This is a genomic window from Bradyrhizobium sp. Rc3b (assembly GCF_900114915.1).
In the GTDB taxonomy this organism is placed as follows: Bacteria; Pseudomonadota; Alphaproteobacteria; order Rhizobiales; family Xanthobacteraceae; genus Bradyrhizobium.
Genome location: NZ_FOUS01000011.1, coordinates 16,554 through 41,105 on the forward strand (window position 1 = coordinate 16,554; position 24,552 = coordinate 41,105).

The 24,552-nt window shown below is 65.1% G+C and carries 23 protein-coding genes and 2 pseudogenes; 19 read left to right on the top strand and 6 right to left on the bottom strand.

Features of this window, described 5'->3' with window-relative positions; translation table 11 throughout:
- Position 1: 1 nt before the first annotated feature.
- A pseudogene (locus BM190_RS25070) lies at positions 2–1,239 on the bottom strand (sensor histidine kinase); the annotation flags it as partial.
- A gap of 162 nt (positions 1,240–1,401) precedes the next feature.
- Here BM190_RS25070 and BM190_RS25075 point away from each other — a divergent pair.
- Positions 1,402–1,848, top strand: coding sequence for a response regulator (locus BM190_RS25075; RefSeq protein WP_049814996.1), 447 nt, complete (start codon positions 1,402–1,404; stop codon positions 1,846–1,848).
- 354 nt (positions 1,849–2,202) lie between these two features.
- On the opposite strand, the gene BM190_RS25080 is transcribed toward BM190_RS25075, so the two are convergent.
- Positions 2,203–2,985, bottom strand: a complete 783-nt coding sequence (locus tag BM190_RS25080) for an SDR family NAD(P)-dependent oxidoreductase (RefSeq protein WP_092260016.1) — start codon at positions 2,983–2,985, stop codon at positions 2,203–2,205.
- Positions 2,986–3,159: 174 nt separating this feature from the next.
- On the opposite strand from BM190_RS25080, the gene BM190_RS25085 reads away from it, so the two are divergent.
- The 5 genes and pseudogenes from BM190_RS25085 (at position 3,160) to BM190_RS25105 (ending at position 8,030) form a co-directional block, all read left to right on the top strand.
- Positions 3,160–4,335, top strand: coding sequence for a zinc-dependent alcohol dehydrogenase (locus tag BM190_RS25085; RefSeq protein WP_028140556.1), 1,176 nt, complete (start codon positions 3,160–3,162; stop codon positions 4,333–4,335).
- An 11-nt stretch (positions 4,336–4,346) separates the two neighbouring features.
- The gene (locus tag BM190_RS25090) at positions 4,347–4,913 is read left to right on the top strand and encodes a hypothetical protein (RefSeq protein ID WP_018320612.1); all 567 of its coding nucleotides are present in this window, start codon (positions 4,347–4,349) and stop codon (positions 4,911–4,913) included.
- Positions 4,894–6,499, top strand: a pseudogene (locus tag BM190_RS25095) (alpha-amylase family glycosyl hydrolase). The gene BM190_RS25090 and the pseudogene BM190_RS25095 overlap by 20 nt, the downstream one beginning before the upstream one ends.
- Before the next feature lie 179 nt (positions 6,500–6,678).
- On the top strand, positions 6,679–6,858 hold the full coding sequence (locus BM190_RS25100) for a CsbD family protein (RefSeq protein WP_092260018.1): 180 nt from the start codon (positions 6,679–6,681) through the stop codon (positions 6,856–6,858).
- Positions 6,855–8,030 carry a DUF305 domain-containing protein gene (locus BM190_RS25105; RefSeq protein ID WP_092260020.1) on the top strand — a complete coding sequence of 392 codons (1,176 nt, stop codon included), beginning with the start codon at positions 6,855–6,857 and terminating at the stop codon, positions 8,028–8,030. Before BM190_RS25100 ends, BM190_RS25105 begins: the two co-directional genes overlap by 4 nt.
- A gap of 12 nt (positions 8,031–8,042) precedes the next feature.
- Here BM190_RS25105 and BM190_RS25110 read toward each other — a convergent pair whose 3' ends face one another.
- The 4 genes from BM190_RS25110 to BM190_RS25125 all read right to left on the bottom strand — a co-directional run bounded on the left by BM190_RS25110 (position 8,043) and on the right by BM190_RS25125 (position 11,363).
- Positions 8,043–8,651: a cysteine hydrolase family protein gene (locus tag BM190_RS25110; RefSeq protein WP_092260022.1), complete on the bottom strand. Its 609-nt coding sequence runs from the start codon at positions 8,649–8,651 to the stop codon at positions 8,043–8,045.
- 107 nt (positions 8,652–8,758) lie between these two features.
- A complete protein-coding gene (locus BM190_RS25115) occupies positions 8,759–9,565 on the bottom strand; it encodes an N-acyl homoserine lactonase family protein (RefSeq protein ID WP_092260024.1) in 807 nt (268 codons plus the stop codon).
- A gap of 9 nt (positions 9,566–9,574) precedes the next feature.
- On the bottom strand, positions 9,575–9,964 hold the full coding sequence (locus BM190_RS25120; RefSeq protein WP_008557256.1) for a carboxymuconolactone decarboxylase family protein: 390 nt from the start codon (positions 9,962–9,964) through the stop codon (positions 9,575–9,577).
- Between the two features lie 43 nt (positions 9,965–10,007).
- Positions 10,008–11,363 carry an MmgE/PrpD family protein gene (locus BM190_RS25125; RefSeq protein ID WP_092260385.1) on the bottom strand — a complete coding sequence of 452 codons (1,356 nt, stop codon included), beginning with the start codon at positions 11,361–11,363 and terminating at the stop codon, positions 10,008–10,010.
- A 229-nt stretch (positions 11,364–11,592) separates the two neighbouring features.
- Here BM190_RS25125 and BM190_RS25130 point away from each other — a divergent pair, with 229 nt between their 5' ends.
- The 13 genes from BM190_RS25130 to BM190_RS25190 all read left to right on the top strand — a co-directional run bounded on the left by BM190_RS25130 (position 11,593) and on the right by BM190_RS25190 (position 24,532).
- A complete protein-coding gene (locus tag BM190_RS25130; RefSeq protein ID WP_092260026.1) occupies positions 11,593–12,486 on the top strand; it encodes an NAD(P)-dependent oxidoreductase in 894 nt (297 codons plus the stop codon).
- A gap of 32 nt (positions 12,487–12,518) precedes the next feature.
- Positions 12,519–13,913, top strand: a complete 1,395-nt coding sequence (locus BM190_RS25135; RefSeq protein WP_092260028.1) for an MmgE/PrpD family protein — start codon at positions 12,519–12,521, stop codon at positions 13,911–13,913.
- A 79-nt stretch (positions 13,914–13,992) separates the two neighbouring features.
- Entirely contained in the window at positions 13,993–14,928 is a 936-nt protein-coding gene (locus tag BM190_RS25140; RefSeq protein ID WP_092260030.1) for a branched-chain amino acid ABC transporter permease, read from the top strand.
- A gap of 2 nt (positions 14,929–14,930) precedes the next feature.
- A complete protein-coding gene (locus BM190_RS25145; protein WP_177237276.1) occupies positions 14,931–16,703 on the top strand; it encodes a branched-chain amino acid ABC transporter ATP-binding protein/permease in 1,773 nt (590 codons plus the stop codon).
- Complete coding sequence (locus BM190_RS25150) at positions 16,690–17,397, top strand: ABC transporter ATP-binding protein (protein WP_018320622.1); 708 nt, start codon at positions 16,690–16,692, stop codon at positions 17,395–17,397. The genes BM190_RS25145 and BM190_RS25150 overlap by 14 nt, the downstream gene beginning before the upstream one ends.
- Positions 17,398–17,433: 36 nt before the next feature.
- Positions 17,434–18,684: an ABC transporter substrate-binding protein gene (locus tag BM190_RS25155; RefSeq protein ID WP_018320623.1), complete on the top strand. Its 1,251-nt coding sequence runs from the start codon at positions 17,434–17,436 to the stop codon at positions 18,682–18,684.
- Between the two features lie 35 nt (positions 18,685–18,719).
- The gene (locus tag BM190_RS25160; RefSeq protein ID WP_092260034.1) at positions 18,720–19,958 is read left to right on the top strand and encodes an ABC transporter substrate-binding protein; all 1,239 of its coding nucleotides are present in this window, start codon (positions 18,720–18,722) and stop codon (positions 19,956–19,958) included.
- A gap of 41 nt (positions 19,959–19,999) precedes the next feature.
- A complete protein-coding gene (locus BM190_RS25165) occupies positions 20,000–20,380 on the top strand; it encodes a carboxymuconolactone decarboxylase family protein (protein ID WP_028140570.1) in 381 nt (126 codons plus the stop codon).
- Positions 20,381–20,395: 15 nt separating this feature from the next.
- Positions 20,396–21,166 carry an SDR family oxidoreductase gene (locus BM190_RS25170; RefSeq protein ID WP_092260036.1) on the top strand — a complete coding sequence of 257 codons (771 nt, stop codon included), beginning with the start codon at positions 20,396–20,398 and terminating at the stop codon, positions 21,164–21,166.
- A 49-nt stretch (positions 21,167–21,215) separates the two neighbouring features.
- A complete protein-coding gene (locus BM190_RS25175; RefSeq protein WP_244550729.1) occupies positions 21,216–21,929 on the top strand; it encodes an SDR family oxidoreductase in 714 nt (237 codons plus the stop codon).
- 23 nt (positions 21,930–21,952) lie between these two features.
- Complete coding sequence (locus BM190_RS25180; RefSeq protein WP_018320628.1) at positions 21,953–22,669, top strand: GntR family transcriptional regulator; 717 nt, start codon at positions 21,953–21,955, stop codon at positions 22,667–22,669.
- Positions 22,670–22,693: 24 nt separating this feature from the next.
- Positions 22,694–23,668: a tripartite tricarboxylate transporter substrate-binding protein gene (locus BM190_RS25185; protein WP_092260040.1), complete on the top strand. Its 975-nt coding sequence runs from the start codon at positions 22,694–22,696 to the stop codon at positions 23,666–23,668.
- A 234-nt stretch (positions 23,669–23,902) separates the two neighbouring features.
- Complete coding sequence (locus BM190_RS25190; RefSeq protein WP_092260042.1) at positions 23,903–24,532, top strand: DUF1326 domain-containing protein; 630 nt, start codon at positions 23,903–23,905, stop codon at positions 24,530–24,532.
- Positions 24,533–24,552: the final 20 nt, after the last annotated feature.

Genomic DNA, 24,552 nt, shown 5'->3' on the forward strand with positions numbered 1-24,552 from the left:
GTCAGCCATCCGGTGTGTGGAACGTGCGCTTGTTCAGCGGAATAGCGATCGTGCATTGCAGCCCCGGGGGGTCGAATGCCAGGGAGGTCAGCCCCTTGAACTCGAACGCCAGCGTGCGCTCCAGAAGCTCCGTGCCAAAGCCCTTTCGCGGCGGCGGCTTGACCTGTGGCCCGCTGCGCTCGCGCCATTCGAACACCAGCTCCGCGGGCTCCGTGCTTTCGTCGATGCGCCAGCCGATTTCAATACGCCCGCTCGGCTGGCTCAAGGCGCCATATTTCAGCGCGTTCGTCGCAAGCTCGTGGATCGCGAGCGCGAACGTTTCGGCGGCCTTGGGCTGGAAGCGCACCTTGGGACCTGAGACCTGCATCTGCTCGCCCTCGCGGGCATTATAAGCGAGAAGCTCCTCGACCACGAGATATTCCAGATCGACACCGCCCTCGGGATCGCGTGTCACCAGCGCCTGGGTGCGGGCAAACGCGTTCAGCCGTCCGTCGAGATGGGAAGCATATTCCTCGACAGTAGTGGCGGATTCGGCCGAACGGCGGGCGATGGAGCGCACCACGCCGAGCGTATTGCGAACGCGGTGCTGCAGCTCGGCCAAAAGCAGGCGCTGCCGCTCCTCGGCGCGGGTGATCGCCGGAACATCGATGAAGGTGATGACAACGCCAGCGATGACATCGTCGATGCTGTGATAAGGCAGGATGCGCACGATGTAGCGCGTGTCGCCATCCAGCGCGCTCAGCTCACGCTCGGCGCTCGCAAGCGTACGCAGCACGCGGCGAATGTCGTCATAGAGTTCCTCGATCGGGATGCGCGCCTTGATGTGAGTGATGGGCCTGCCCGTGTCGGTCTCCACGAGATGCAGGAGCTGGGTAATTGCCGGTGTGAAGTTCATCACGCGCAGCTCATTGTCGAGAAAGACGGTCGCGATGCGCGTGCTCTCCAGGAAACTCTTGAGATCGCGGGTGGCACGCGTCAATTCCTCGACACGGTGCGTCAGCTCGCCGTTGATGATGGTCAGCTCCTCGTTGACCAACTGCAACTCCTCGGGCGAAGCTCCGGGCTCCTCGTGGGCCAAATGTAACTCCTCGTTGAGAGACTGGTATCCTCGTGGACGGTTTCGGCTACTCAGGGATGCTCTTCAGGGTTGCTCGCGAACTCCTCGAAATGTGGCCTGGAGGCGCTCGCCTGTGGCGCGCGCAGCTCGCTCCCGGGACGCTCGACATGCTCGGTGCGCACTGGCCCCTACCATAGCAAAAATCGACATTCTCCCAACGGATCAAAGGCAAATGATGATGGAGTCGCGTTTGGCCATGGAACCCACCCCGGCTTCCATCGTTGGGACCAAACCGGCCTCCGACCCTATGTTCCCATCGGTCCGGCAGGCTTGCTGGAGGGATCATGTCTGTCTCCACCACCCCGCCTAGGCTAAGCTCGCCACTAACGGGTCGCCGTATCCTCGTGGTCGAGGATGAATATTTTCTCGCCGATGACATCGGCAAGGCGCTGCGCGCGCTCGGCGCGGAGATCGCCGGTCCCGTCGGCCACATCGAGGATGCGGTCGAAATGCTGCACGATGGCGGCGTTCTGGATGCAGCCGTGCTCGACGTGAACATCCGCGCCAAGCCGATCTTTCCCGTCGCCCGGGAGCTTAGGGCACGCCAGGTGCCCTTCGTGTTCACCACGGGCTACGACAGGATCAGCATCGAGCCGGAATTCCAGGACGTGCCGATCTGGGAGAAGCCGATCGACATCGTGGCCATGGTGCAGAATCTGGCGAGCCTCGTCGACGGTCAACCGTCATCGCCGCAGCCATCGTCGCCTGAACGGGCTGCGCCTGCGGGATGAACGAGCCGCAACCAAACGGGAATCAGAACAGATGCGCGAAGGCGAGCCAGGCGGTCACCGCCAGGCACAACACAACGGCGACGTAAGGTAGCGCGACGCGCAAGACGGCAAGCCTTTCCGCGTCAGCTCATCATCATCCAGGTAAATGCCGCCACCATCACGAGAAAACCCGTGATCGCGGTCGCGACAAAGGCCTGTTCGATGCGATCCATCGCCATCGCAGCCCCCTTTCCAGCCCGGGCAATGTGACCGCTTCGGGGCCGCCGCGCATTAGGCTATGTGAATCGGCTTTCCTCCTTTTGTCAGTCCGCCGGTTCAGCCGGGCAGCGCCGCGGAAGTTGCGACGACATCGCCCTACGACTTCGCCGTTCCCGGCTCGGCCATCTTGCGATGCTGCCTGGCCAGCATCTCGTTCGGGGTGACGTTGGCGACCGTGCTCTGGATCTTGTTCTTCAGCCCGGTGACGACATCGGACTCGCCGCGCAGCATCGCATCGAACCCCGCCTTGGCGACGTCGTAGGCGCCGTCCTTCTGCTCGGTGCCGACCTTGGTGTCCATCATCCCGGCGCGGCGGAAGAACTCGGTATCGGTGGCGCCCGGCATCAGGCAGGTGACGGTGACGCCGCTGTCACGCAATTCCTCGCGCAGCGCGAACGAGAATGAGTCCAGGAACGCTTTGCTGGCGTTATAGGCCGCCTGGAAACTGCCGGGCGTGAAGCCGGCGATCGAGCCCGTGATCAGGATGCGTCCGGACTTGCGCCGCAGCATCTCGTTGCCGACGCGATGGATCAGATAGAGCGTGCCGGTGATGTTGGTGTCGACGAGGTGCCTGACCCTGGCAAAATCCTGATCGAGGAACGCCCTGCCGAGCCCGATTCCGGCATTGGCCAGCAGCGCGTCGATCGGCCTGTCGCCGACCGCGGCGCAGAGCTTGTCGACGCCCTCGGTGGTGGCGAGATCGGCCTCGACGGGCTCAACGCTGACGCCGAGCCTGCGCAGATCGACCGCCACCCGCTCGATCATCGGCTCGTCAGCCGCGATGACGAGGTTGAATCCCGCCTGGGCACAGCACCTTGCGAGTTCCAGGCCGATACCGGTGGAAGCGCCGGTGACGATTGCGAGTTGATTGGCGGGCATGAGCGTGTCCTCGCTTGAGGTTGATCACGCCCAATTACTGCCCTGCGCTCTCGTTCCTATCCGCGTCGCGATTTGCGCCAGCCGGTGCAGTGCGAAGAATTTGCGCGCGGCGTTAGCAACCAACGTTCACGCCTCGACTTAGATGGCCAACTGGTTCAGTCGGGAGGACGGAAGATGAAGGCGCTGGTTTGGCACGGCAAGGAGGACATCCGCTGCGACACCGTCACCGACCCGGAGATCCAGGACCCGCGCGATGCCATCATCAAGGTCACGAGCTGCGCGATCTGCGGCTCCGACCTGCACCTCTTCCACAATTTCATCCCGGGCATGCTGCCCGGTGACATCATGGGCCACGAGACCATGGGCGAAGTGGTCGAGGTCGGCTCCGGCGTCGACGGCAAGCTGAAGAAGGGCGACCGCATCGTCGTGCCCTTCACGATCATCTGCGGCGAATGCGACCAGTGCAAGCGCGGCAATTTCTCCGTGTGCGAGACCACCAACCGCAAGCGCCATCTGGCCGACAAGGTGTTCGGACACACGACGGCCGGCCTGTTCGGCTACACCCATCTGACCGGCGGCTATCCAGGCGGCCAGGCCGAATATCTCCGCGTGCCCTATGCCGATGCCACCCACATCAAGGTGCCGCCAGGCATTCCCGACGAGCAGCTGCTGTTCCTCAGCGACATCTTCCCGACCGGCTGGCAGGCCGCCGTGCAATGCGACATCGAGCCCACCGACACCGTTGCGATCTGGGGCTGCGGTCCCGTGGGGCAGATGGCGATCCGCAGCGCCATCCTGCTCGGCGCCAATCAGGTGATCGCGATCGACTGCCTGCCCGAGCGGCTCAGCATGGCGGAAGCCGGCGGCGCCACCACCATCAACTTCGAGACCGAGAGCGTGGTGGAGCGACTGAACGATCTCACCGACGGCAGGGGACCGGAAAAGTGCATCGACTGCGTCGGCATGGAATCGCATGTGATGGCCTCCCTGCCCGACACGCTGCTCGACCGCGCCAAGCAGATGGTGATGGCGGAGAGCGACCGGCCCCACGTGCTGCGCGAGATGATCTATGTCTGCCGGCCCGGCGGCATCATCTCGGTGCCCGGCGTGTACAGCGGCCTGTCCGACATGCTGCCGATGGGCGCGTTCATGAACAAGGGCCTGACGATGCGGACCGGCCAGACCCACGTCAACCGCTGGACCGACGACCTGCTCCGCCGCATCGAGGAGGGCGAGATCGATCCCTCCTTCGTCATCACCCACACCGTCCCGCTCGAGCAAGGACCGGAGATGTACCAGGTGTTTCGCGACAAGCGCGACTCCTGCGTCAAGGTCGTGCTGAGGCCCTGAAGGAGCAAGCCATGTTTCATTTCTCCAACATCGTCCGCACCAAGGGCGATCCGAAAATCGTCGAGGGCGGGCCGAGCCTGAAGCGGCCGGAAGATCAGCTCGCCCGCGCGCTCGGCTGGTTCAGCATCGGCCTTGGCGTCGTCGAGTTCTTCGCGCCGAGACGCGTCACGGAAACGCTGGGCATGGAAGGCCATGAGACCATGGTCCGCGCCTTCGGCGTGCGCGAGATCCTGGCCGGGATCATGTCGCTGTCGGTCGACAAGAACGCCGGCCTGTGGGCCCGCGTCGGTGGCGACGGTCTCGATGCCGCCGCGCTGCTGTCGGGGCTGACAGCCGACAATCCCAAGAAGGGCAACATCGCGCTGGCGCTCTTGATGGTCGGCGGCATCGCCATGCTCGACTACCGCGCCGCGCAGGACACCAGGCCGAGGCGGCCGCCGCGCGAGGCACGGCGCAAGCTGTATCCGAACCGCAGCGGCTTCCCCAAGGGCATCGAGAGCGTCAGAACGGCGGCCAGGCAGATCGCAGCGCCCGCCGATAATGAGGTGAAGCAAGGCGATGAGCGTCGAGTCCCGTGATAAAGCTGCGTGGTGGGAATCCGCCGTCATCTACGAGATCGCACCGATCTCCTTCCAGGACTCCAACGGCGACGGCAAGGGCGATCTCGCCGGCTTGCTGTCGCGCATCGACTACCTGAAATGGCTCGGCGTCGACGCAGTCTGGCTGACGCCGATCTACAAGAGCCCGTTCCGCGACCTCGGCTACGACATCTCCGACTATTGCGCGATCGATCCTGCCTTCGGCAGCCTCGAGGATTTCGACCGGCTGCTCGAAGCTCTGCACGCCGAAGGCATCCGGCTCATCCTCGACCTCGTCCCCAATCACACCGCCGATGATCACGAATGGTTCGTCGAGAGCTCCAGCTCGCCCGCCAGCGCCAAGGCCGACTGGTACATCTGGGCCGATGCGGCCGAGAACGGCGGGCCGCCCAACAACTGGCTGAGCCGCTTCGGCGGCAGCGGCTGGGAATGGTGCGAGGCGCGGCGGCAATACTATTATCATTCCTTCCTGGTCGAGCAGCCCGACCTCAACTGGCGCAATCCGCAGGTGCGAGGCGCGATCGCGGGCGTGATGCGGTTCTGGCTCGACCGCGGCGTCGACGGCTTTCGCGTCGATGCCAGCGCGGTCCTGATCAAGGACGAACTCTTGCGCGACAACCCGCCCAATCCGGCGGCCGGGAGCAAGCCGCCGCCACAGCGCCAGACGCCCGTCTTCACCGACGACCGGCCGGAGACGATGGATTGTATCGAATTCATCCGCGAGGTGATCGACGGCTATCGGGGACGCATGCTCTGCGGCGAAGTCCAAGGCAAGACCGACCGCATCGGCCATTTCTACGGTAACGACAAGCCGCGCCTGCATCTGCCGCTCAGTTTCGCCCTGCTCGACTCGCAATGGGACGCTCTCTCGCTGCAGGCAACGATCGACGCCTATTTCAACGCCCTGCCCGCGCATGCCTGGCCGGTCTGGGTGATCGGCGGCCACGACAAGCAGCGGGTCGCGAGCAAGATCGGCGAAGCGCAAATGCGCGTGCTGGCGATGCTGCTGATGACGCTGCGGGGAACGCCGTTCCTCTTCATGGGCGACGAGATCGGCCGCAAGCGCGTGCCCATTCCACCCGACCGCGTCCATGATCCTTTCGAGAGGCTGGTGCCGGGATATGGCCTCTGCCGCGATCCCGAGCGCGCACCGATGCGATGGGACGACAGCCCCGACGGCGGCTTCACCACGGGCCGTCCGTGGCTGCCGCTGGAGCCCCCCGGATGGCGCGGCCAATGTTGCCGGGCAGCGGCGCGACGAGCATTCGATCCTGGCGCTGTTTCGCGCGCTGATCACGCTGCGGCGCGAGCATGCGGGCCTGCATCACGGCGGTCATGAGCCGCTGCGCGCGCAGAACGACGTTCTCGCCTACAAGCGGACCGACGGGCGCAACGAATTTCTGGTCGCGCTCAACATCGCCGCCGAGCCGCGCAAATGGCACTGGATGGGCCGCGGCCGCCTGCTGATGTCGACGCATCTCGACCGGCCGCCCGTGGCGTTGCCGGATGCTTCCATCCTGCTCCGGGGCAATGAAGGCGTGATCATCGCGCTCGATCCGCGCTGAAGGCCGCGAGGAACCATCCGCGCGGCAGAGAGTCTGATCAACGCCTCCGACGTCCCCCCTGCCGGAGGCAGACTGCACGAAACCGCAACCCCGGCGCTCACCGCCCCTTCAGGCGCCGGGGTTAGCGGCGTGGGTCTGGGAGGCAGGTCACCTTGGAGACAGCCATTTGGAGACAAGCCATGGGCAACACAAAGGGACTCCAGCAACGCATCGTCGGCAAGACCAGGCAAGCCGTCGGCGAGATCATCGGCGACCAGGATCTGCACGATGACGGCAAGGCCGAGGCCGAGCGCGGCCGCGACAAACGGGACAAGCCGAGTGAGCTCAACCCGCTGAAGAAGCTCAAGCAGCTGACGTGAACGCAGAGCCGCGACCAGCACTTGCCAACGCAGCGCGGCGCACTGACGAAGGCCTGTCGCGGGTCACGGGGAGACGACGACGTTCGCGCTGGATTGCCGCCGCCGAGTTCGGCCTGATCAGCAGCACTTTCTCCACCATCGTCAGCCAGCTGTTCGCCGCCCGGATCGGCCGCGATGCCGCGGTCGACTGGATGACGGTCGCCGCCATTCCCGCGCGCGACTGGGCGATCAGCGCGGAGCCGTCATGGAGTGCGGTCCTCACCGGGATCGCCTTTCATCAATGGGCGGATTTTTCCTGGGCGCTGGTGTTCTTCGGTGTGCTCGGACGCTGGACCGCCGAGTTGCGGCCGGCGACCATCCTGCTGCTCGCGCTGCCCTGGGCCGCATTCTCGTCGGCCACGGAATGGTTCGTGCTGGTGCCGCTGTTTCCGTTCTGGCAGCCGCTGTTCACGCTGCAGCAGCCCTATTGGATCGGCCTGCTCGTTCATGGCACCTCGGCCCTGACGTATCCCCTGTTCGCCCGGTTGCGCTGGAGACGCGGCGCTGCAGCCGGGCGCGACATCCGCTTCACCAATGCCTGGATCACCGGTGCGCTGGTCGTGGTGGCGCTGTTAGGCGCGATCGCGTTGTTCGGCAGCCACGGCTACGAGCCGCCGTGGATGGGGCGCGACAGGGATGCGGACCAGACCTATATCCGTCACATGACGGCGCATCATGCCCAGGGCATCGAGCTGGCCCGGATCGCCGTGGAGCGCGCCCAGGACCCGCATCTGCGCAAGCTCGCGATGCTGATGGTCGCGAGCCAGGCCGGCGAGAGCCGGATCTTCGAGAACTGGTGGCTGAGCTGGTTCGACACGGAGATGCCCGACTGCAGCACCGAAGAGCGTGCCGCCATGCCGGGCTTCCTGACTCAGGCCGAGATGCGACAGGTCAAGGCCGCGCCGGCGGACCGGTTCGACGCGGTGTTCGTCGAGACCATGAGCAAGCATCACATGGGCGCGGTCAGGATGGCCGACCGGATGTGGCGGAGTAGCGGAGACCCGCGCCTCCGCATCATGGCGCATGCCATTCGCCACGCCCAGCAGGGCGAGATCGCGCTGATGCACGATGCGAGCGGCATTTCGGCGGTCGCCACGGCCGTCCGCAACATGCTCGCCGACAACGTCAATTGAGCGGATCGCCTCCTACTCCCGCCAGAACTCGGCCAGTTCTTCCGTTGTCACCAGGTCAACCTGGCCGTGAAAGCGGGTGCGGTACATCGTCATGAGCGCGTCGTGCCCGACGTCGGATGAGCTGCACAAGGCATCCTCGACGATGACGACCCTGAAGCCGAGATCGACCGCGCTCAGGACCGTCGAGAGCACGCAGACATCCGTCTCAGCGCCCGTGATCACGACCGTGCCGACGTTCTTGTCGATCAGCCGGCCCGCGAGGGCGGGATTGCTGAACGCCGAATAGGCCGGCTTGTCGATCATGGCAGCCGGCGGAACGAACTTGCTCAGCGCGGGCACCAGCTCGAGCGCGGATGGCGGCAGATGCTTGCGCGTTGCCTGGCTCCAGCGATGAAAATAGCTCTGCCACTGGCCGGGACGATCTTCCGGATCCTGCGGCGTGATGAAGCGCGTGAAGATGGTTCTGGCCTGGTGGCGCGCGACGATCGAGACGATCGCCGGCAGGACCCGCTCCATCCATGGCGTCGCCCACAGACCGCCGGGGGCGAAAATGTTCTGCATGTCGATGCAGAGGTGAACGGCCTCCCTGACCTCGGCCACTTCCGACGTGCTGTCCCTCATCGTCCTCCACCGTCAAGCGCATTCGGCGATCCATTGCGAATGCGAAGGCGAAGGCTTTGGTTCCGAACCGCCGCAGTGCAGAGGCAGACCTGGAACCCGCTACGCGATTACGCCGGCGTTGCGGTCGGCGCCACGTCGAGGCGAACCGCAATCCCATTCAGCTCCGGCCTTGGCGCCGGGTAGAGCTTCATGACGAGCGGATCATGGCCGGGGACGATGTGGTCCGCGCTGGGCGCCGCGACGCGCAGCTTGTCGAAGCCGACAAGCATGTCGCCGACATGAAACGCCGTCGTGAACGGACGCTCGCTGGTCATGTTCTCGTAGAAATGACTGACGTCGGAGGCGAGCACGACAGGGCCGCGGCGTGTGTTGACGCGGACGAATTGAAGACCGGCGGAATGGCCGCCGGCCGCATGCACCGTCAGCCCGGGCGCAATCTCGGCATCGCCGTCGTAGAACAGCACCCGACGTGCGTAATTCAGCCGCACGATCCCGCAGACGTCCTCGACCTCGAACGAATGCGACAGTCGCGGATATTGCATATAGCGCCCGGTGGCGTAGGCGAGCTCGCGCTCCTGCAGATGAAATCGCGCGTTCGGAAACCGGTCGAAATTACCGACGTGGTCGTAGTGCAGATGCGTGAGGATCACATCCCCGACGTCGGCAGGGTCGATATCGAACGCGGCAAGCGTCTCGACCGGGCAGCGCAGGAAATTCCGCCTGCGCTGCCTGGCCACTTCCGCGTTGAAGCCGGTGTCGATGACGAAGCTGCGCCCGCCTCCCCGCGCCAGCCACATGAAATAGTCCATCGGCATCGGCCCGTCATGCGGGTCGCCGCCGATGAAGTGCTCGCTCCGCTGCGCATCCCGCGTTGCGTAGCGGATGGCGAAGAGCTCGTAGTCCGGGTCAGCCATGGGATTCGCTCAGGAACCGGCCGCGTCGACCTCATTGAAGGCCTCGCGCGCATTGCGGAAGGCGTCGATGCCGGCGGGAACGCCGCAATAGACCGCGACCTGGAGCAGGATCTCCTTGATCTCCTCCTTGGTCAGCCCGTTCTTCAGGGCGCCCTTGACGTGCAGCTTCAGCTCATGCGGCCGGTTCAGCGCGCCGAGCATCGCCAGATTGACGATCGAGCGCGTGCGCCGGTCGACGCCGGGCCGCGTCCACAAGGCACCCCAGCAGAATTCGGTCGACCATTCCGCCATGGTGCGCGTGAACTCGTCGGCCCCGGCAATCGACTTGTTGACGTAGTCCTCGCCGAGCACCTCCTTGCGAACCTTGAGGCCTTTTTCGAACAGTTCGGTCTTGCTCATGATCGTCCCTTTCAGGTCTTGAGAGAGTTGAGTTGGAAGTTGATTAGCGCGATGCCGGTCGCAGCGATTGCAGGAGATTGCCGACGTCGTCGACCGAATCGAGCCGCCAGACTGCGTCGATGACACGGTCCGCATCCCAGTCGCTTCGGCCGGTCCGCACGGCCTCGCGCAGCTTGGCCTCGAGGTCGCGATCTGTGAGCGGCGCAGCAAGACTGCCACGCGGCGAAATGACGGTCTCGGTGAGGACCTCACCGGACGAAAAGCGCAACGTCACGCGCGCGGCACCATCGGGGATCTCGCTGTCCAGCTCCGCCCTCACCTTCTGCCGCAGCTGCGCGATATCGGGCCGGACCACCGTCTCACGCGCGAATTCGGCCACCCCGGCCGTGCCGAGCAATAATCCGCACGCCACGCAATGATGGATGCTGACGCGCGCATCGCGCTCGTTGTTGACCGGGCGATCGCCGCGGGCAAGCAGCAGCGCCGAGCCCTGCACAATCACCAACTCGATCTGGTCGACGCGTCCAGCGATGCGCTCGCGCAATGAGAGGCAGGCGTCGATCACCGCGTGAAAGACGATGCCGGCGGGATAAGGCTTGTAGGTGTTCTTCGCGATCTCCCAGGTCTTGCCGAGACCATCGAGCAGGCGAGCAATATCGGGCTCGTCCCCCATCGTACGCGCCCAGCCGAGCGGGCCTTCGATGGCGCGGGGCGCCGCTTCATAGCCCTGCTGCGCAAGCAGTGCTGCAAACAATCCGTTCCGCGCCGCGTTGCCGACGCTGACATTCTTGGCCGCGCTGGGCAGGTTCTCGACATTGCCCGCCGACTGGCTCGCCGCGAGCCCGATTGCATTCGCAATCCCCTCCGCGGGCAAGCCCAGCAGTTTCGCGCAAGCCGCCGCTGCGCCAAAAATCCCACAGGTCGAGGTGATGTGCCAGCCGCGTGCGTAGTGGCGCGGCGAGACTGAATTGCCGATGCGGCATTCCACATCCACGCCGAGAATGAACGCGGTCAACACCTCCCGGCCCGACAGCTTGCGCATCTCCGAAAGCGCCAATATCGGCGCAGCAACCGGCGCGGCGGGATGAATGATCGTCTCGGGATGGGTGTCGTCGAAGTCGAGCAAATTGGCCGAGATGGCATTGAGAAATGACGCACACAACGCATCCATCGGCTGCGAGTGACCGATGACCGTCGATGTCGCGGCCCCGCTGAACGGCGACAGCGTGCGCATCGCCGCCATGACGACGGGATCGCGCGCGGAGCCGAGCGCCGTCGCGAAGAAATTGAGAATCGATCGACGCGCCTCAGAGCTCTGCGCCTCCACCTCCGCCCAGGACGAAGCAGCGACGAAATCGGCGAGCGTCTTGCTCACACTCGGAATTGGGACTTGCGGCACGCGGAGCGTCTTCCTCGTTTTCCCGAACCTTATGCCGATCCGCGGCAAACTGTCGACCCTAAATGTTATGCTTGACAGCTTGTCTGACAATCATAACAATCCGGCCGTTGGCGCGGGATCCCCCGCTGCCACGACGACGGCGGCCGAGACGGCCGGCCGGCGAACGCGTTCGACCCAACGAGATGAAGAAGGCGCACCCGTCACGGGATCGCGCGACAGGGAGTAGACGATGGCGGGAGAGATTCTCGGCGTAATCGGCACGGGCCGCATGGGCGGCCCGATGGCGGGACGATTGATGGACGCGGGCTATTCGCTCGTCGTCTATGACACGCAGGTCGAGGCGACTCAGCCGCTGGTCAAGCGCGGCGCACTGCTCGCCAGTTCGCCGGCCGACGTCGCTTCACGCTCCGACATCGTGCTCGCCAGCCTGCCGACGCCCGACATCGTCAAGGCCGTTGCGCTCGGCCAGGACGGCATCAGCAGCGGCAACCGTACGAAGATCGTCATCGATCTCTCGACGTCTGGGCCCGGCGCAGCGAAGTTCGTTGCCGAAGGCCTGAAGGCCAAGGGGATGACGCTGGTGGATGCGCCCGTGAGCGGCGGCATCAAGGGCGCCGTCAACGGCACGCTGGCGGTGATGGTGTCCTGCCCGCAGGCGACCTACGACACCGTGCAGCCGATCCTGAAGAACTTCGGCAAGCTGTTCTACACCGGCGACAAGCCAGGCGTGGCGCAGACCGCCAAGCTCGCCAACAATCTGATGGCAGCAGCCGCACTCGTCATCACCTCGGAAGCCGTCGCGATGGGCGTCAAGGGCGGCGTCAACGCAAAAGTGCTGATCGACATCATCAACGCCAGCAGCGGCCGCAACAGCGCCTCCGAAGACAAATTCCCCCGCGCGGTGCTGCCCGGCACCTTCGATTTCGGCTTCGCCACCGGCCTCTCCTACAAGGACGTCCGTCTTTGCGTGGACGAGGCCGAGGCGATGGGCGTGCCGATGGTCTGCGGCGCGGTGGTGCGGCAGATGCTGGCGATCACCAATGCCAAATACGGCGCCTCATCCGACTTCACCTCGATCGCCAAGGTGCTCGAGGAGTGGGCCGGCGTCGAGATGCGCGGCTGATCGCGCAAACCTTTCAGGGAGAACGACCGGCGATGACGACCGGCCCGTCAAGATCAGGCAAGATGCCGCTCGCGCGCCAGATGGCGCGGAGCGTGCTCGCGCGGGATCTCGGAGATTTCGGGCCGGACGTCATCGCCAAAGCAAAACTCTGCCTGCTCGACTTCCTGTCCTGCGCCTTCGAGGCGGGCCATCATCCCTGGAGCCGCCAGGCGATTGCGATCGCGCAAGCCGGCGACAGCGCAACGATCATCGGGACGTCGCAACTCTCCTCGCCAGCCGACGCAGCTTTCGCCAATGCGGTGATGGGGCACGGTCTCGTGCGCGAAGACATGCATGCGGCCAGCATCGCGCACCACGGCGTGGTGATCTGGCCGGCCCTTCTCGCGCTGTCCGAACAAACGCCGCTGCACGGCGCCGGACTGCTGACGGCAGCCATCATCGGCTATGAGATCGGCGCAAGGATCGGCCGCGCGCTGCTGACCTCGGACCTCGCACGCCTCTATCGCCCGACCGGCCTCGTGGCCCCCTTGGGCGCCGCGCTCGCGGGAAGTTTTGCACGCGGCCTTTCCGAGGACCAGGCCACCAGCGCGATCGCGATCGCGGCCAATACCTCCAGCGGGCTCAACGAGTGGCCGCATGCCGGTGGCTCCGACATGTATTTCCATCCGGGCTTTGCAGCCAGCAATGCGATCAAGGCAATTGGCCTGGCCGCAGCCGGCGCCTTCGGCTCGGAAACCATACTGGAGGGTGAAGCCGGCCTGTTCGCCGCTTATCGCCGCCAGGCCGCGCCGGACAGCATCGCGCTGTTTCCCAATGGGGAGTGCGAGATCATGGCCGTCTACAACAAGCCGGTGCCGGCCTGCAATTTCGCGCAGACCGCCGCGCAAGCAGCGCTACGCGTTTCGCACGAACTCGCCAGCGCGGAGGAGATCGACCGGGTCGTCATTCGCGCGCCGGATGCCGCGGTTCGCTATCCCGGCTGCGACTCCATAGGTCCCTACCGCAATGCGCTTCAGGCCAAGATGAGCATTCCCTTCAGCGTCGCGGCGACGCTGGCGCGGGGCGAGATCGAGGAAGACAATTACGCCGAGCTCGACGATGCCGACATCATCCGCCTGATCTCGGTGACCGAGCTCAAGGCGGAAGCCGGCTTCACCGCCGCCTTCCCCGGCAAGCAGGGTGCGGAAGTGTCGGTGCAGCTGCGCGACGGCCGGACCATCCGGCACGCTCTGCCCGACGTCATTGCCGCGACACCTGCGGATATTCGCGCACGCTTTCGCAGCTCGGCAGCGGGAGTCCTCGGTGAGGACCGCGCGCATCGGCTCGAGCAACTCATCGACGATTGCGAGCAGCTCGGCAATGCAGGCGACATCGCCGCGCAGTGCCGCCTGAACGCAACGGAACGGGCTTTACGATCGGCATCATGAGAAGTGCCGGAGAGTACGGGGGAAACATGGTCGATCTCGAGACCAGCTTGGAATTGTCAGCGGCGCGGAGGCGGGGCTGATGGAAGGATTCCTGCAAGCGCTCGCCGCGGGGCTTTTGATCGGCGCCGTCTACGGCCTGATGTGCGTCGGGCTCGGCCTGATCTTCGGCGTCATGCGCGTCATCAACTTCGCCCATGGCGATTTCATGATGCTCGGCATGTACACCGCCTTCTATCTCTTCACCGCCGCCGGCATCCAGACATTGTTCGGCAATGCCGTCGGGCCGTTCGTCGCCATCCTGCTGGCCGGGCCGGTGCTCGCACTGTTCGGCTATTTCGTGCATCGGGCGCTGATCTCGCACGTGTCAGGCACGCGCACCGCCTCGCTCGAAGGCGAAGGCCATTACGCCCAGCTCATCCTCACGCTCGGCATCGCGCTGATCCTGCAGAACGGCGGCCTCATCGTGTTCGGCTCCGTGCTGGCCTCGATCCGCACGCCGCTGTCGAGCTCGGCCTGGGAGCTCGGGCCCTTCTTCGACATGAGCATCTTCCTCAACAAGGCTCGCAGCATCGATATGATCGTCTCGCTGGCGATCATGGTCTTTCTGTCGCTGCTGATCACGCGCACGCGGATCGGCAAGTCGCTCCGCGCCGCCGCGGACAATCCGACGGCTGCGACCTATATGGGCATCGACGTCGACCGCGCGCATCGCACCGCCTTCGCGCTCGGCTGCGGCATCACCGCGATCGCCGGCGGCCTGCTCGCCACCAACTACCCGTTCCACCCCTTCGTCGGTCTTGAATACGTCATCGTCATGTATGCCGGCGTCGTGCTCGGCGGCATGGGCAGCATCATCGGCGCGTTCTGGGGTGGCATGACGATCGGCCTCGTGCAGCAGATGTCGACGCTCATCCTGCCGACGCAATTGCAGAACGCCGCGATCTTCGCCGTCTTCCTCCTCATCATCTTCTTCCGTCCGCAGGGCTTCTTCGGGCGCATGGTCGAGAGGACGTGACCATGCTGCGGATGCGCTCCTGTCTGCCTCCCCTGCTCTTCACGCTCGCCTATGCGGTCGTGTCGCTCGGCGTCACTAACTCCTACTATCAGCTGATCCTGACGCTGGTCCCGGTGTGGGCGGTGTTCGGGCTGTCGTGGAACCTGCTCAGCGGCTACACCGGCCTGATCTCGTTCGGCCATGCCGCCTTCTTCGGGATCGGCGCTTACGCGACCGCGCTCGGCCAGATCTATTTCGACATCTCGCCCTGGCTGCTCATCCCGGTCGCCGCCATGCTCGGCGGCATCGCCGGGCTCCTGATCGGTTTTCCGACCTTCCGCCTGCAGGGCCACTACTTCGCCTTGGCAATGCTCGCCTACCCGCTCGCCATTCTCTACGTGTTCGAATGGCTCGGCTTCCAGGAGGTGACGCTTCCGATCAAGCGCGAGGCGCCGATCGCCTACATGCAGTTCGCCGATCCGCACCTCTACACGCTGCTTGGGCTGGCGCTCATGCTCGCCACCATCGTTCTGACACAGGTGATCGAGCGATCCCGCTTCGGCATGGCGCTGCTCGCGATCAAGCAGAATGAGGCTGCGGCCGAAGCCGCCGGCATCAACACGCTGGCCTGGAAGCTGCGCGCGATCACGCTGAGCGGGGCGATCGCCGCCGCCATCGGCGGGTTCTACGCGCAGGTGCTGCTGGTCGTGACCCCGGCATCGGTGTTCGGCATGCTGGTGTCCGCGCAGGCGCTGACGGTCGCGATGTTCGGCGGCGTCGGCACGGTCTGGGGCCCGGTGATCGGCTCGGTGATCCTGATCCCGCTCGCCGAGATCCTGCACGCCGAAGCCGGCGCGCGCATCCCCGGCATTCAGGGCGTCATCTTCGGCATCGCCATCGTCTGCGTCATCCTGCTCGCGCCGGAAGGCCTGTTCTGGAAGCTGCGCGACCTCCTGCGCAAGCGCACCGCATCCAAGGCGGCGGTCAGTGATACACCGGAAGCAGCAGCTGCCAACGTGACGGCCCTGAAGCCGGCTGCGCGACAGCGTGCCGCCACCGGCGAGGTCGTGCTCGAAGTGAAGAACCTCTCGCGCTCCTTCGGCGGCCTCAAGGCCGTGCAGGACGTCAGCTTCAGGCTGCACAAGAACGAGATTCTCGGCATCATCGGGCCCAACGGCGCCGGCAAGACCACGCTGTTCAATCTCCTCAACGGCTTCCTCAAGCCGAGCCAGGGCGAGGTGCTGATCGACGGCCGCAACATGTCGGGCCAGCGGCCGCACGTGATCTGCGAGGCCGGCATCGGCCGCACCTTCCAGGTGATGCGGCCGTTCCTGCGCATGTCGATCCTCGACAATGTCGTGGTCGGCGCCTATGTGCGCGCCCGCACCGACGATGAGGCGCGCAAGATGGCCGCCGACGCGGTCGCCCGCGTCGGACTCTCTGCCGTCGCCGACCGCGTCGCCGGAGAGCTCTCGACCAAGGAGCTGCGGCTGATGGAGCTCGCCCGCGCGATCGCCGGCCAGCCGCGCATCCTGCTGCTCGACGAGACGCTCGCGGGCCTCGGCCACGGCGAGGCCGACGAGGTCGTCGCCGTGATCCAGCAGCTCGCGCGCGACGGCATGACCATCGCGATCATCGAGCACACCATGCAGGCGATGGTCCGGCTGGTCGACAGATTCCTCGTGCTCGACCACGGCGCCGTCATCACCGAAGGCCTGCCGGAAGTGGTGACGCGCGACAACCGCGTGATCGAGGCCTATCTCGGCAAGAAATGGGTGGGCCATGCTGCGAATTGAGCGATTGAGCGCGGGCTATTCGGCCAAGCCCGTCCTGAACGACGTCTCGATCAATGTCGGCGCGGGCCAGTTCGTCGCGATCGTCGGACCCAACGGCGCCGGCAAGACCACGCTGTTCAAGACGATCTCCGGCATCGTCAAGCCGAGCGGCGGCGCGATCACGTTCGACGGCGTCGATCTGCTCGCGGTGCCGCCGCCACAGCGCGCCCATCTCGGCATCGCCCACGTCCCGGAGGGACGCCAGGTCTTCCCGTCACTGACCGTGATGGAGAATCTGGAGATGGGCGCGATGACCGAAAGCGGCCGGCGGGACTGGCAGGCCAATATCGAACGCATCTTCGAATGGCTGCCGGTGCTGAAGGAGCGCCGCGATCAATTCGCGGGCACGATGTCCGGCGGCCAGCAGCAGATGCTCGCGATCGGCCGCGGCCTCGCCTCCTCCCCGAAGCTTCTGATGCTGGACGAGCCCTCAATGGGGCTGGCGCCCTCGACTGCGGACTTCATCTTCGAGCGGCTGATCGAGATCCGGCGCCAGTCCGGGCTGACCATGCTGCTGGTCGAGCAGCGGGTCGCGGAAGCGCTGGAATCCGCCGATCACGGCTATGTCCTCGAAGCCGGACACGTCGTGCTCGAAGGCAACAACGCCACGCTGCGCGCCGACGACCGCGTGCGGAAGGCCTATCTCGGCATGTGACGACGATAAAAAAACAGGGACCAGGGAGCAAACAAAATGGACAAGACATCGAAGAGTAAAATATCGACGGGCCTCACGCGCCGCACCGTGCTCTCCGGCGCCGCGGCCGTCGGCCTCGCCGGTGTAGCGCGCGCGCAGGCACCTGGCGAGATCAAGGTCGGACTGATCGTGCCGCTGTCGGGCATCTACACCCGCCCCGGCCAGGTGATGAAGATGGGCGCCGAGATGGGCATCGAGCACATCAACGCGCAGGGCGGCATCAAGGCGCTCGGCGGCGCTAAGCTGAAGCTGGTCGTGATCGACTGCGGCGATACCACAGAAAAAGCCAAGAACGCGGCGCAGCGCATGGTGGCGCAGGAGCCTGATCTGGTCGCCGCCACCGGCTCCTATCTGTCCTCCTTCACGTTGGCCGTCACCGAGGTGACCGAGCGCGCCGAACTGCCGGTGCTGACGCTGTCCTATTCGGACCTGCTGACTGACCGCGGCTTCAAATACATCTTCCAGACCGCCGCGACCGCGAGCCGCCAGTCCGAGCTCGGCCTGCCGACGCTGATGAAGCTCGCCGAGAACGCCTCGGGCAAGAAGCCGAAGACCGTGGCGATGTTGATGGACAACACCGCGACGTCGGTGGCAACCGCCAAGGCTCTCAAGGAGCGGCTGTTCGCGCAGGAGGGCCTCCAGCTCGTCGTCGAGGAAGTCTGGACCCCGCCGCTGTCGGATGCGACGCCGCTGATCCAGAAGGTTCGTTCGGCCAAGCCCGATCTGCTGCTGTTCATGCCAAATGCGGTGTCGGACGCCAAGCTGGGCCTCGAGAAGATCAGCGAGTTCGGCCTCGGCCAGGGCAAGATCCCGACCGTGTCCTTCAGCATCACCATCGCCGAGCCCGACATGCTGCAGAGCGTCAGCCCGGAGACGGTGCAAGGCATCATGACCATCGTCGCCAATTGGGGCTCGAAGGGCCACGAGGCGCTGATCGCCGAGCTCAAGACCAAATACAAGGAGCCCTGGATGACGCAGAACGTCATCTCGACCTATGGCGACATGTGGCTGATGAAGGAAGCCCTGGAGAAGGCCGGCAAGGCCGACCGCAACGCGGTCGCGCAGGCCTTCCGCACCATGGATGCCGGTCCCTCGAAATATTATCCGGGCGGTCAGCTCAAATTCGACGAGAAGGGCCGCCGGGTCGGCGCCGGCGTCGTCATCGTGCAATGGCAATCGGGCGTGCCTGTCACCGTTTATCCGCCCGAGCTCGCGCAGGCGCAGCCGTTCTGGCCGAAGAAATCCTGACAACGTCGCGCAATTTTTCAGGGAGGAGAATTGTCATGACTGCCAAGAGCAAGATCACGATATCGCGGCGAACGCTGCTGGCCGGCGCCTCCGGCACGCTGATCGCGTCCCGCGCCGGCTGGGCGCAGCAACCTTCTGAAGTGAAGGTCGGCCTGCTGGTGCCGATCTCGGGACTCTATGCCCGCCCGGGAACGGTGATGCGCGAAGGCGCCGAGATGGCGATCGACCACATCAACGCGCAAGGCGGCGTCAAGGCGCTCGGCGGCGCCAAGCTGAAGCTCGTGGTGCTGGATTCCGGCGACACCACCGAGAAGGCCAAGAACGCGGCACAGCGCATGGTGGCGCAGGAGACCGATCTGGTCGCGGCCAGCGGCGCCTATCTGTCCTCGTTCACCCTCGCCGTGACCGAGGTGACCGAGCGCGCCAACCTGCCCATGCTCACCCTCTCCTACTCCGACCTGATCACCGAGCGCGGATTCAAATACGTGTTCCAGACCGCGGCCACCGCGGGGTCGCAGGCACGGCAAGCGTTGCCCCAGCTCATCAAGCTGGCGGAGACGGCTTCCAGCAAGCGACCGAAGACGGTCGCGATCCTCACCGATAACACGGGAGCCTCGATCGCCTCGGCCAAGGCGATGCGCGACGGCCTGCTGGCGGAGAACCAGCTGCAGCTGATCGTCGACGAGACGTTCACGCCGCCGCTGGCGGATGCGACATCGCTGGTGCAGAAGATCCGTTCGGCCAAGCCCGATTTACTGTTCTTCCTGCCGACCGTGATCTCGGACGCAAAGCTGCTGCTCGAGAAGATGAACGAGTTCGGCCTCGGCCAGGGCAAGGTGCCGACGATCTCGTTCGGCATCGCGATCGCCGAGCCCGACATGCTGCAGACCGTCAGCCCCGAGCTGCTCCAGGGCGTGTTGACCTGCGTCGCCAGCTGGGGCGCCAAGGGGCATGAGGCGCTGATTGCCGAGTTGAAGACCCGCTACAAGGAGCCGTGGATGACGCAGAACGCGATCTCCACCTATGGCGACATGTGGGTGATCAAGGACGCGCTGGAGAAGGCCGGCAAGGCCGATCGCGTCGCCGTCGGCGAAGCGCTGCGCACCATGGATGGCGGCCCCTCGAAATATTACCCGCTGGGCGAGATCAAGTTCGACGAGAAAGGCCGCCGCGTTGGCGCGGGCATGACCATCGTGCAGTGGCAAGCCGGCATTCCAGTCACGGTGTTCCCGCCCGAACTCGCCCTGGCAAAACCGTTCTGGCCCAAGAGCTGACCTAAGAGCTGACAACGCCAAACCAAGAAACGGAGACCACAATGGACAAGGCGACCTACGACCGCGGCCTCGAAATCCGCAAGAGCGTGCTCGGCAACGAATTCGTCGACAAGGCGATCGCATCCGCCGACGAGTTCAACCGGCCGATGCAGGACCTCACCACCGAATATTGCTGGGGTTACGTCTGGGGCCGCGAGGGTCTCACCCGCAAGACCCGCAGCTTCCTCAACCTCGCAATGCTCTGCGCGCTCAATCGCCCGCATGAGCTGAAGACGCATGTCCGTGGCGCGCTCGCCAATGGCGCGACCAAGGAGGAGATCCGTGAGGTCTTCATGCAGGTCGCGATCTATTGCGGCGTGCCGGCTGGCGTCGATGCGTTCCGGAACGCGAAGGAAGTCTTCGCCGAGCTCGACAAGACGTAGCGGAGCGTGGCTGCGATGAAGGACAAATGGGCACTCGTGACCGGTGCGACCGCGGGCCTCGGCTTCGCCGTCGCGGAAGGCCTTGCCGGCGCGGGCGCCAATATCGTCCTTCACGACCTCGCTCAGCCGAAACAGGCCGCAGATGATCTGCGCGCCCGCTTCGGCGTCGAGGTCATCGCAGCCGGCGCCGATCTGTCCCGGCGCGAGGCGATCGAGCCCATGATGGCGGACCTGCTCGATCGCTGCGGCGCCATCGACATCCTCGTCAACAACGCCGTCGTGCGGCATTTCTCTGCCATCGACCGGTTTCCGCCCGAGCGCTGGGACCAGGCCCTCGCCGTCAATTTGTCGGCGCCGTTTCACCTCATCCGCCTGGCGCTGCCGGCGATGAAGCAGCGCGGCTGGGGCCGGATCATCAATATGGGCTCGATCTATTCAAGCCGCGCGGTCGAGGACCGCATCGACTACGTCACCACCAAGACAGCGATCGCAGGCATGACCCGCGCGGTGGCCATCGAGACGGCGCGCAGCGGCATCACCTGCAACACGCTCTGCCCCGGCACGCTGCCGACGCCGGCCATCCTCAACAAGATCGCGACGATGGCTTCGAGCAGCAATCGTCCGGTCGACGACGTCACCCGCGACTATCTCGGCGAGCGCCAGCCGACGCAGCGCTTCATCGAAATGGATGCGGTCGCCGCCATGGTCGTCTTCCTCTGCGGTCCGGCCGCAAACGACATCACCGGCGCCAGCCTGCCGATCGACGGCGGTTGGTCGGTTGCATGAGAACTGGAATGGGAGTGCTGCGATGACTGAACAATCGGGACAAACCGTCGTGCTGACCGGTGCCGCCGGCGGTATGGGACGGGCCATCACCAAGGCGCTGCTCGACAGCGGCCGCCGCGTCGTGCTGGTCGATCGCGACGCCAAGGCGCTGCAGGAATTCGCGGCAACGTGCGGCGACGCGGTATTTCCGATCCAACTCGACATCAGCGACGCCAAGGCTGTGGATGCCCTGCCGAACGCCATTCCCGCCCACTTCAAGCCGATCGAAATTCTTATCAACAATGCCGGCCATGACATCGGCGGCCGGACGCGCTTCGACATCGGTTCTGCGGACGACTGGTCCAACATCATCCAGACCAATCTGATCGGCCTGATGCGCGTCACGCGCGCGATTCTTCCCGGCATGGTCCAGCGCAACGCCGGCCATGTCGTCAACATCAGCTCCATCAACGCGGTGCGGATCGTGCCCGACATGGCGGCGTACAGCACCAGCAAGGCGGGCGTGCACATGTTCACCGAGACCCTCCGGGGCGAGCTGGCGGAAACCGCGATCCGGGTCACCGAGCTGCAGCCCGGTCTGACCCGGACCAATATCATCCTGACCCGCTACCGCGGCGATACGCAGAAGGAAAAGGACTATTTCGACCAGTTCAGGATGGCGCTCGATCCGGCCGATATCGCCCGCTCCATTGTCTTCGCCCTCGACCAGCCCGCCCACGTACAAATTGCCGAAATAATGATTCTGCCTGTAAACCGGTACTGAGTTTTCCCGAACAGGACCCGGACATGGAAAGACGCCGCGAATTGCAGTCGACACTCCGCATCGAGGACGTCCCGACCGTCCGGGCGATGGTGGCGCAGAAGCTGCGTGAGGCGATCATGTCGGGGACGCTGAAACCGGGCCAGCGCCTGGTCGAGCGCGAGCTTTGCGAGATGATGGGCGTCAGCCGCCCCTCGATCCGCGAAGCGCTGCGTGCGCTCGAAGCCGACGGGCTGGTCAATACGGTTCCGCACCGCGGCCCCGTGGTGTCCACGATCAGCCTCGAAGAGGCCCGGCAGCTCTACGCGGCACGCGCGGTGCTTGAGGGCTTCGCCGGCCGCGAATGCGCCAGGCTTCACGACCCCGAGGTCGCGCGCCGGATCGGCGACGCCCTGACGCGGCTGAAGGCCGCCGCGGCCAAGCAGGATCTCGTCGGCAGCCTCGAAGCCAAGACCGATTTCTACGCGGCACTGATCGGCGGCTGCCGCAATGCCTTCATCGAGCGCATGCTCAAGCCGCTGCACGATCGCATCCAGCTGCTGCGGATCACCTCGATGTCGCAGCCGAAGCGGATCAACAAGAGCCTTCGCGAGGTCACTGCGATCTGGCGTGCGATCCAGAACGGCGATCCGGATCTCGCCGAGCGTTGCTGCGTCGACCACATCAATGCGGCCGCGGTGGCCGCGCTCGACATGATCGAAAAATCGTCGGCAGCCAAGGAGGCGGCGCCTTCCGACGACTAGAACAATGCCGCCAGGGAGTGTTCGATGAAGTTTCTCGTACGATCGCTGATCCTGCTCCTCCTGCTCTGCCCTCGCGATGCGGCGATCGCGGACGACTACCCCGCCCGCCCGGTCACGGTCATCGTGCCGTTCTCCGCCGGCGGTCCCGGCGACGTCATCGCGCGTATCCTCGGCAGCGCCATGAGCGCGACACTGAAACAGTCCATCGTCATCGAGAATGTCGTCGGCGCCGGCGGCACGCTCGGCACCAACCGCGTCGCCAAGGCGGCCGCGGATGGCTACACGCTGCTGCTGATGCATGTCGGCCAGGCCACCGCCCCTGCCCTCTATGCCAAGCTGCCGTTCGACCCGGTCGGCGACTTCGCCCCGATCGGGCTGGTCACCGACGTCCCGATGATCCTGGTGGCGCGGCCGAACTTTCCGGCCAAGGATCTCAGCGAGCTGGCCACGCACATCCGCAATGCCGGTGACAAGGTCACTTTCGGCAATGTCGGTCTCGGCTCGGCCTCGCAGCTCTGCGGCCTGATGTTCATGAGCGCCACGGATACCAAGCTCACCCCGATCTACTACAAGGGCGGCGGGCCGGCGCTGAACGACGTCATCGCTGGCCATATCGACGTCTATTGCGATCCCGCGACAGGGCCGACGCCGTACATCCAGTCGAAGACGATCAAGGGCTATGCCATCACCAGCAAGACGCGTGTCGCGACGCTGCCTGATGTGCCGACCTCGGCTGAAGCCGGCGTTCCCGAGTTCAATGTCACGACCTGGTACGGCCTCTACGCACCGCGCGGCACGCCCAAGCCCGTCGTCGATCATCTCGTCGGCGCACTGCAGACGGCGCTGAAGGATCCCGCGCTGATCAGCCGCTTTGCCGAGCTCAGCATGGCGCCGGTCGAGCCCGAGCGCGCGACGCCGGAAGCTCTCGAGACGTTCCTGAAAGCCGAGATCGGCAAATGGGGACGGATCATCAAAGCGGCCGGAATCGAACCGCAGTAGGTTCGCGCCATGTTCTGATCAAGTGCAGAAATATCCGAGATTTCAAAGGGAAGATTGACTTTGGGGCACTCGAGTGGCGGCCGCGTTGAGAGTTCAGGTGCAGTTCCACTGATCGGTGCACTTTTCCGTAGATCGGCCGAGCCCCATTGCGGGGCTTCGTCGCGAGGCGTAATTTTCAACTCTACGTAGCTCATTCGAAAGCATCTATCGGGTTCGGCCTAGCGGGAGCGAGCAATGGCGGATGTCCCATGGCACCTTTCCGGTGACTATTTCGAGAATTGCAGTTGCAGCATCGTGTGTCCCTGTCTGGTGTCGGCGGCGCCTCCATTGACCGCGCGACCGACCGAGGGCTTCTGCAACGTACCGCTGATCTTCCACATCGAAAGCGGACGCTATGGTGAGATCGAGCTCGATGGACTCAACGTCCTCGTGATCCTCCACGCACCTGGGGTCATGGCAGACGGAGATTGGTCGGTGGCCGCCTATATCGATGAGCGCGCCAGTGATGAGCAGACCGAGGCCCTGGCTGCGATCTTCACCGGCGCTGCCGGCGGTCCGATGGCCGCGTTCGCGCCGCTGATCAGCAAGAACCTGGGGGTGCGCAAGGTCCCGATCACGTTCCGGATCGACGGCAAGACGCGGTCCGCGGAAATCCCCGGCATCCTGCACATGTCCGTCGATCCCCTGCCAACCATGCATCCGAGCGGGGAGATGTGGGCGAACATCGGCCATCCGGTCAGCCCCGATGCCATGGTGATGGCCGTCGGCGCGCCCGGCAATACCTTCAGCGATCAGGGCATGCGCTGGGATAATTCCGGCAGGAACGGCCTCTATGCGCCGATCCGCTGGTCGAACCAGGCGTGATGTAAACTTCCGATACCGGC

Excerpts from the sequence above, each read along its gene's own strand:
- BM190_RS25160 (WP_092260034.1), top strand. The coding sequence starts at position 18,720 with ATGACTGCCAAGAGCAAGATCACGATATCGCGGCGAACGCTGCTGGCC.
- BM190_RS25110 (WP_092260022.1), bottom strand. The coding sequence starts at position 8,651 with ATGAGGGACAGCACGTCGGAAGTGGCCGAGGTCAGGGAGGCCGTTCAC.
- BM190_RS25130 (WP_092260026.1), top strand. The coding sequence starts at position 11,593 with ATGGCGGGAGAGATTCTCGGCGTAATCGGCACGGGCCGCATGGGCGGC.
- BM190_RS25180 (WP_018320628.1), top strand. The coding sequence starts at position 21,953 with ATGGAAAGACGCCGCGAATTGCAGTCGACACTCCGCATCGAGGACGTC.
- BM190_RS25165 (WP_028140570.1), top strand. The coding sequence starts at position 20,000 with ATGGACAAGGCGACCTACGACCGCGGCCTCGAAATCCGCAAGAGCGTG.
- BM190_RS25100 (WP_092260018.1), top strand. The coding sequence starts at position 6,679 with ATGGGCAACACAAAGGGACTCCAGCAACGCATCGTCGGCAAGACCAGG.
- BM190_RS25145 (WP_177237276.1), top strand. The coding sequence starts at position 14,931 with ATGCTGCGGATGCGCTCCTGTCTGCCTCCCCTGCTCTTCACGCTCGCC.
- BM190_RS25170 (WP_092260036.1), top strand. The coding sequence starts at position 20,396 with ATGAAGGACAAATGGGCACTCGTGACCGGTGCGACCGCGGGCCTCGGC.
- BM190_RS25155 (WP_018320623.1), top strand. The coding sequence starts at position 17,434 with ATGGACAAGACATCGAAGAGTAAAATATCGACGGGCCTCACGCGCCGC.
- BM190_RS25080 (WP_092260016.1), bottom strand. The coding sequence starts at position 2,985 with ATGCCCGCCAATCAACTCGCAATCGTCACCGGCGCTTCCACCGGTATC.
- BM190_RS25120 (WP_008557256.1), bottom strand. The coding sequence starts at position 9,964 with ATGAGCAAGACCGAACTGTTCGAAAAAGGCCTCAAGGTTCGCAAGGAG.
- BM190_RS25190 (WP_092260042.1), top strand. The coding sequence starts at position 23,903 with ATGGCGGATGTCCCATGGCACCTTTCCGGTGACTATTTCGAGAATTGC.
- BM190_RS25085 (WP_028140556.1), top strand. The coding sequence starts at position 3,160 with ATGAAGGCGCTGGTTTGGCACGGCAAGGAGGACATCCGCTGCGACACC.
- BM190_RS25135 (WP_092260028.1), top strand. The coding sequence starts at position 12,519 with ATGACGACCGGCCCGTCAAGATCAGGCAAGATGCCGCTCGCGCGCCAG.
- BM190_RS25115 (WP_092260024.1), bottom strand. The coding sequence starts at position 9,565 with ATGGCTGACCCGGACTACGAGCTCTTCGCCATCCGCTACGCAACGCGG.
- BM190_RS25150 (WP_018320622.1), top strand. The coding sequence starts at position 16,690 with ATGCTGCGAATTGAGCGATTGAGCGCGGGCTATTCGGCCAAGCCCGTC.
- BM190_RS25090 (WP_018320612.1), top strand. The coding sequence starts at position 4,347 with ATGTTTCATTTCTCCAACATCGTCCGCACCAAGGGCGATCCGAAAATC.
- BM190_RS25140 (WP_092260030.1), top strand. The coding sequence starts at position 13,993 with ATGGAAGGATTCCTGCAAGCGCTCGCCGCGGGGCTTTTGATCGGCGCC.
- BM190_RS25185 (WP_092260040.1), top strand. The coding sequence starts at position 22,694 with ATGAAGTTTCTCGTACGATCGCTGATCCTGCTCCTCCTGCTCTGCCCT.
- BM190_RS25075 (WP_049814996.1), top strand. The coding sequence starts at position 1,402 with ATGTCTGTCTCCACCACCCCGCCTAGGCTAAGCTCGCCACTAACGGGT.